This is a genomic window from Acidobacteriota bacterium (genome assembly GCA_028875575.1).
Classification (GTDB): Bacteria; Acidobacteriota; Terriglobia; order Versatilivoradales; family Versatilivoraceae; genus Versatilivorator.
This window is the reverse complement of the sequence record JAPPDF010000069.1, coordinates 26,522-33,311: the sequence shown is the minus strand read 5'-3', so window position 1 is coordinate 33,311 and position 6,790 is coordinate 26,522. Positions and strand designations below refer to the sequence as shown.

At 61.4% G+C, this 6,790-nt stretch carries 4 protein-coding genes; 3 read left to right on the top strand and 1 reads right to left on the bottom strand.

Translation table 11 applies throughout. The annotated features are described in order from the left end of the window. Positions 1–283: 283 nt before the first annotated feature. Positions 284–985 carry a glycosyltransferase family 2 protein gene (locus OXI69_10430; GenBank protein ID MDE2666559.1) on the bottom strand — a complete coding sequence of 234 codons (702 nt, stop codon included), beginning with the start codon at positions 983–985 and terminating at the stop codon, positions 284–286. 406 nt (positions 986–1,391) lie between these two features. Between OXI69_10430 and carA the strand changes: the two genes are divergently transcribed. From carA to OXI69_10415, 3 genes are read left to right on the top strand one after another with little or no spacing between them, the layout of a single operon-like run. Beyond that, positions 1,392–2,561 carry a glutamine-hydrolyzing carbamoyl-phosphate synthase small subunit gene (gene carA / locus OXI69_10425; GenBank protein ID MDE2666558.1) on the top strand — a complete coding sequence of 390 codons (1,170 nt, stop codon included), beginning with the start codon at positions 1,392–1,394 and terminating at the stop codon, positions 2,559–2,561. Beyond that, the gene (carB, locus tag OXI69_10420; GenBank protein ID MDE2666557.1) at positions 2,562–5,765 is read left to right on the top strand and encodes a carbamoyl-phosphate synthase large subunit; all 3,204 of its coding nucleotides are present in this window, start codon (positions 2,562–2,564) and stop codon (positions 5,763–5,765) included. 17 nt (positions 5,766–5,782) lie between these two features. Next, the gene (locus OXI69_10415) at positions 5,783–6,763 is read left to right on the top strand and encodes an NAD(P)-dependent oxidoreductase (GenBank protein ID MDE2666556.1); all 981 of its coding nucleotides are present in this window, start codon (positions 5,783–5,785) and stop codon (positions 6,761–6,763) included. Positions 6,764–6,790: the final 27 nt, after the last annotated feature.

Sequence of the window (6,790 nt, the reverse complement as noted above, 5' to 3'; positions counted from 1 at the left end):
CTCGTTGCCCATCCACCCTCTGGGAGATATGCTTAGCCACACATAAAGAAGACTGGCCGTGTAAACCATGTATGCGGTTTATTGTGTAAACCATGAATGGATTGCACAAGAGTTCTACTGGAAGCCTTGTGCTGGCTAAGAATCACTCCCCCCTTGAGGGGGAGTCGGTGAGACAAGGGCGCCAGCCCGCGGTCGAACCGGAGGGGGGCCCAGTCTCCGAGGTTCGTAAGAGGCTCCTGTTTCACTCTCGCATGATCCGCCCGAAGGGATAGTTTTAGCCCCATCAGGAGGAGGGGTGGCGGAGGCTCAGCCGGGCGATGGTCCACAGGATCTTGAATCCCGCCTTGACCGTTCCCGAGAGCGTCCCCGAAACCTTGGAGCGGCCCAGGCGCGGCCGATAGCTGACGGGAATTTCCACTACCTTGAGCTCCTGCTGCAGGGCTTTGACCTGCATTTCCACCGTCCAGCCGTAGGTTCGATCCTGCATGTCGAGCCTGGACAGCGCTTCCCGCCGAATAGCTCGAAAAGGCCCCAGGTCGGTATAGGCGTGGCCGTAAATCAGTCGAATAATAGTGGTCGACAACCAGTTGCCGAACCGCTGCTGCGGGGTCAGGGAACCCGGTTGCGGGCATCCCCGGGTCCGGGAGCCCAGCACCAGGTCCGCCTGTTGTTCCTCCAGGACGCGGAGCAGATCGCTGGCCTGGGCGGGGTCGTCGCTGTAATCGCCGTCCAGAAAGAGAACCACCTCGGTAGCCGGGGGCAGGGCGGCAATCCCGGCCAGACAGGCGGCGCCGTAGCCGCGGTCGGATTGGAAAACGACCCGGGCGCCGGCCTCCCGCGCCTTCATGGCGGTCCGATCGGTGCTCCCGTTGTCGACTACGATGATTTCGGAAACCAGGTCTCGGGGAATGTCGGCAATGACTCGGGCGATCCCCGGTTCCTCGTTGTAGACGGGAATGATGACGGAGGCTGGAGGCGTTGTCATGACAGCGGCTCTGACGGCCCTTGGAGGATCGCATTATACGCAATCCCGGCCGGCCCTGAAATGTGGTATAAACACGCGACCCCGAGCAGGGTCGGGCTTGTTTGGAACACTCGTGTTTCGCCCTCTATCAGTCGGCTTGCTGCTTGGGACGGCGGCGCGGCCAAGTGAAGAGTGGCTAGTGGATAGTTATTTGATCGAAACCTAAAGCATCGTGTCGGTCTCGGCGCAGTTGTTCAAAGAGTGCCGCCAGTGAACAAGATGCTTGCTTCCAAGACTGACCACTGACCACTGACCACTAATCACTCGTTTTGAAGCACTCCGGTCTCACCCTGTATCAGCCGCCCCGTCGAATGGGACGCGGACTGATGAATCCGTGTCCGACTCCTGCTGCGGAAAGGGACCATCCATGGAAGCAGTGCTCGCCCTGGAAGACGGCTTGATTTTCGAAGGAAAGTCCATCGGCGCCAGGGGCGAGACATTCGGCGAAGTTGTTTTCAATACCTCCCTGACCGGCTATCAGGAAATTCTCACCGACCCCTCCTATGCCGGTCAGATCGTGGTGCTGACCTATCCCCTGATCGGAAATTACGGGGTCAACTCGGAGGATGAGGAGTCCCGCCGACCCTTTGCCGAAGGGCTGGTGGTGCGGGAAGCCACCGACAGCGGCGACCACTGGCGCCTGGACGAGACCCTGCCGGACTATCTGGAGAAGCACGGCATCGTGGCCATCGCCGAGATCGACACCCGGGCCCTGGTGCGCCATATCCGGCAACAGGGCGCCATGCGCGCCGCCATCGCCAGCGGGGAGGTGGATCGGAAGCTTCTGGTTGACAAGGTGCGTCAGACGCCGGAGATGGTGGGGCGGGACTTGGCAAGCCGGGTCAGTTGCCGCAACGCCTACCGCTGGGAGGAGCCGTCGGTGGACATCTTTGCCGCGGAGTCCTCCCCAAATGCTTCCAATGCGGATGCGGCGGAGCCGCCGCTGCGGGTGGTGGCCCTGGACTTCGGTATCAAGCGTAATATCCTGCGGCTGATGGTGGACAGCGGGTTCGAAGTGACGGTGGTTCCGGCCAGGACCAGCTCGGCCCAAATCCTGGCAATGAACCCCGACGGCGTTTTCCTTTCCAACGGCCCGGGAGATCCGGAGCCGGTCGCCTATGCGATAAGGACAGCTCGGGAGCTGATCGGAAAGAAGCCGATCCTGGGGATCTGCCTGGGCCATCAGATCCTGGGTCTGGCCGTGGGCGGCAACACCTACAAGCTGAGATTCGGCCACCACGGCGGCAATCACCCCGTGATGCGCATGCAGACGGGGCAGGTCGAGATCACCGCTCAGAACCACGGATTTGCCGTGGATATTTCCTCCCTGCCTGAATCCATCGAAGTGACCCACGTCAATCTCAACGATCAAACCCTGGAGGGATTCCGTCACCGGAGCCAACCGCTGTTCTGCGTCCAGTACCACCCGGAGTCCTCCCCGGGCCCGCACGATTCCCGCTACCTGTTCGAAGAGTTCAAGCGGGTGATCCGTCAGCACCGGCGGGAGAACGGGACTTCCTTCGCCTGGCGAGACTGAATGCCCAAGAGATCGGACATCAAGAAAATTCTGGTCATCGGCTCGGGACCGATCGTGATTGGACAGGCCTGCGAGTTCGACTATTCCGGGACCCAGGCCTGCAAGGTCCTCAGGGCCGAGGGTTACCAGGTGGTCCTGGTAAATTCCAATCCTGCCACCATCATGACCGACCCCGAGTTGGCGGACCGGACCTATATCGAGCCCCTGACACCGGAATTCCTGGAAGCCATCATCCTGGAGGAGCGGCCCGACGCCCTGCTGCCCACCGTGGGCGGGCAGACGGCGCTCAACCTGTCGGTGGCGTTGTCGGAGAAAGGGGTTCTGGACAGGCAGGGAGTCGAGCTGATCGGAGCTCAGATCAAGTCGATCAGGGTGGGGGAAGATCGGCTGCTCTTTAAGGAAGCCATGAGGGAGATAGGCCTGGAGACGCCGCGAAGCGGAGTGGCCTACGACTTCAAGGAGGCCCGGCAGATTGTCAAGGAGGTGGGGTACCCGGCCATTATCCGGCCCTCCTTCACCCTGGGGGGGACGGGGGGCGGCATCGCCTATAACGCCGAGGAGTTCGAACAACTGGCCAAGAGGGGCCTGGATCTCAGCCCGGCCCACGAGATTCTGATCGAGGAGTCGGTCATCGGTTGGAAGGAGTTCGAGTTGGAAGTCATGCGCGACCTGAAGGACAATGTGGTCGTGATCTGCAGCATCGAGAACTTCGATCCCATGGGGGTCCACACCGGGGATTCCATCACCGTGGCTCCGGTACAGACCCTTACCGACAAGGAATACCAGTACATGCGCAACGCCGCCATGCGAATCATTCGCAAGGTGGGGGTGGAGACCGGAGGCTCCAACATCCAGTTCGCCGTCAATCCGCTGGATGGCCGCCTGGTGGTGATTGAAATGAACCCCCGGGTTTCCCGAAGCTCGGCCCTGGCCTCCAAGGCTACCGGATTCCCCATCGCCAAGATCGCTGCCAAGCTGGCGGTGGGACTCACTCTGGACGAGATTCCCAATGACATCACCCTGAAGACCCCGGCATGCTTTGAGCCCACCATCGACTATGTGGTCACCAAGATCCCCAAGTGGGCCTTTGAAAAGTTTCCGGAGGCCGAGCCGCTCCTGGGAACCCAGATGAAGTCGGTCGGGGAGGTGATGGCTATCGGCAGAACCTTCAAGGAATCGCTGCTGAAGGCCTTGCGCTCCCTGGAGACCGGGCGCAAAGTGGGCTCGCAAAAGCTGGAACCGGACCAGATTCGGGAAAAGCTGATCGTTCCCAATCCCGACCGCCTCCTCTATCTGCGTTTCGCCTTCGAGAGAGGCCTCTCGGTGAAAGAGGCTTATCAGTACACCCATATCGATCCCTGGTTTCTGCAGCAGGTTCGGGAGGTGTCCCAACTGTCGACCGGATTGCGGGGAGCCGAGCTGGCGGACATTCCTCCGCTGCAGCTCCGGCAGGCCAAGCGGCTGGGCTTCTCAGACCAGTACCTGGCCTGGCTGACAGGTTCCACGGCTTCCGAAGTTCACCAACGGCGTCAAAGGCTCGAGCTCCGGCCGGTTTACAAGCGTGTCGACACCTGCGCGGCCGAGTTCGAGTCCTTCACGCCCTACCTTTATTCCACCTACGAGCAGCAGTGCGAGGCCGAACCCTCCGAGAGAAGAAAGATCGTGATCCTGGGTAGCGGTCCCAATCGGATCGGGCAGGGCATCGAGTTCGATTACTGCTGTTGCCACGCCTCCTTTGCCCTCAAGGAGGACGGCTTCGAGACGATCATGGTGAACTGCAATCCCGAGACCGTCTCCACCGACTACGACACTTCCGATCGACTCTACTTCGAGCCGCTGACCTTTGAAGACGTCATGCACGTGGTGGAGCGGGAGCAGCCGGAAGGGGTGATCGTGCAGTTCGGCGGGCAGACTCCCTTGACCCTGGCCCTGCCCCTGCAGCGTGCCGGCGTTCCCATCATCGGCACCTCTCCCGAGTCCATCGACCTGGCGGAAGACCGCAAACGATTCGGCCGTCTGCTCTCCGGCATGGGAATCCCCCAGCCTCCTTCCGGCACGGCCACCTCTTTCGGGGAGGCCGCCGCCATCGCCGAACGCATTGGCTACCCCATCCTGGTCCGGCCCTCCTATGTCCTCGGGGGGCGCGCCATGGTGATCGTGCACGACGACCAGTCCCTGGAGCGATACATCAGCGAGGCGGTGGGCGTTTCTCAGGACCGCCCCATTCTCATTGACAAGTTTCTGGAGGATGCCTTCGAGGTGGACGTGGACGCCGTGGCCGACGGACGACAGGTGGTGATCGGGGGCATCATGGAGCATATCGAGGAGGCGGGGATCCACTCGGGGGACAGCTCCTGCGTGCTGCCGACCTACATGGTCAAGTCCGAGCACCTGGAGACGATGCGCGACTACACCCGGCGCCTGGCCCTGGAGCTGAAAGTGGTCGGATTGATGAATGTGCAGTACGCCATCAAGGAGGATGTGGTCTACGTGTTGGAAGTCAATCCGAGAGCCTCGCGCACCGTGCCCTTCGTGAGCAAGGCCACCGGGGTTCCTCTGGCCAAGCTGGCGGTCCGGCTGATGACGGGTCGCAAGCTGGATGAGTTCGGTCTGGAAGATGAGCTGCCTGTAGACGACTTCTTCGTCAAGTCCCCGGTTTTCCCCTTCTTGAAATTTCCGGGTGTTGATACCATTCTGGGCCCCGAGATGAAGTCTACCGGCGAAGTGATGGGCGTTTCCGACAGCTTTGGGCAAGCCTACGCCAAGGCCCAGCTCAGCGCCGGCTCGGTGTTGCCGCGATCCGGCACCGCCTTCATCAGCGTGAACGATCAGGACAAGCTCAACGTGCTTCCGATTGCCCGGCGGCTGCATGATCTCGGATTTCGCTTGATCGCCACCGGGGGCACCCGGGAGACCCTGGCGGGGCAGGGCATCGGCGTCGAGTCGGTCTACAAGGTCAACGAAGGGCGGCCCCACATCGTGGACCTCATCAAAAGTGGCCAGGTGGACCTGATCCTCAACACGCCGCTGGGCAAGGACTCCTTCTTCGATGAACGCGCCATCAGGCGCGCTGCCGTTCAGCACAACGTGCCCTGCATCACCACGCTCTCGGGGGGTGCGGCAGTGGCCAGCGGCATCAGCGCACTGCAGCAGAATCGGCGGGACGTCCGTGCCTTGCAGGACTATCATGGGAATGATGAATGAGGAATGAGGAGTGATGGATGGCACGATATTTTCTAACTGGTGCTCAGGGGTGTATCGGGACCTGGATCGTCCGCAATCTGATCGATCGGGGCAACGAGGTCTTCATCTATGACCTGGATGTGGAACCCAAGAGGCTCTCCATGCTGCTTTCCCCGGAGGAACTGGGTGGGATCCATTTCATTCAGGGGGACATTACCGATTACGATCGGCTGCAGGGTGAGATGCAGCGGAACAGCGTGACCCACGTCATTCACCTGGCGGGGCTGCAGGTTCCCGTCTGCCGGGCCAATCCCAGATTGGGCGCCCTGGTGAACGTGGTGGGTACCGTCAACGTGTTCGAGGCCGCGCGGTCTTTGCCTGAGCCGATCCAGGGGTTGGCCTATGCCAGCTCCGCCGCCGTTTTCGGTCCGCAGGAAGACTACGGAGACGGGCCCGTGGGTGAAGGTGTCCAGTTGATTCCTCGGACCCATTACGGGGTTTTCAAGCAATCCAACGAAGGCAACGCCCGCGTGTTTTTCCTGGACCACGGTATTTCGAGCGTGGGTCTGCGTCCCCATGCCGTCTACGGGGCGGGGCGGGATTTCGGGATCACCTCCGGTCCCACCACGGCCATGAAGGCTGCGGCCCTGGGACGGCCCTTCGAGATTCAATTCGGCGGTCCGGTATCGATGTTGCTGGTGGATGACGTGGCCAAGATCTTCATCGAGTGTGCCGAAAGCCCCAAGACCGGGGCGCGAGCCTACAACATTCGTGGAGACCTGATCACGGTGGAAGAGGTCATCCAGGCCATCGAAGAGGTGGTCCCGAGTGCCCGGGGAACGATCCGGTGCAAGGCGAATCCCCTGGCCATCGCCAGCAACTTCAGCCAACAGGGTTTGAAGCGGGAACTGGGTCAGGTGCCGGCCACCCCGCTGAAGCAGGGCATTGAGCAGACTGTGGAGATCTTCAGGCGCCTGCACCGGGAAGACCGACTGGACCTTTCCGACCTCGAGGCTTGACTTGGCACTTGTCGCCGTCAGGCCCGA

Bases quoted from the DNA above. Each gene is read 5' to 3' on its own strand.
- OXI69_10430 (MDE2666559.1), bottom strand. From the start codon at position 985: ATGACAACGCCTCCAGCCTCCGTCATCATTCCCGTCTACAACGAGGAA.
- carA (MDE2666558.1), top strand. From the start codon at position 1,392: ATGGAAGCAGTGCTCGCCCTGGAAGACGGCTTGATTTTCGAAGGAAAG.
- carB (MDE2666557.1), top strand. From the start codon at position 2,562: ATGCCCAAGAGATCGGACATCAAGAAAATTCTGGTCATCGGCTCGGGA.
- OXI69_10415 (MDE2666556.1), top strand. From the start codon at position 5,783: ATGGCACGATATTTTCTAACTGGTGCTCAGGGGTGTATCGGGACCTGG.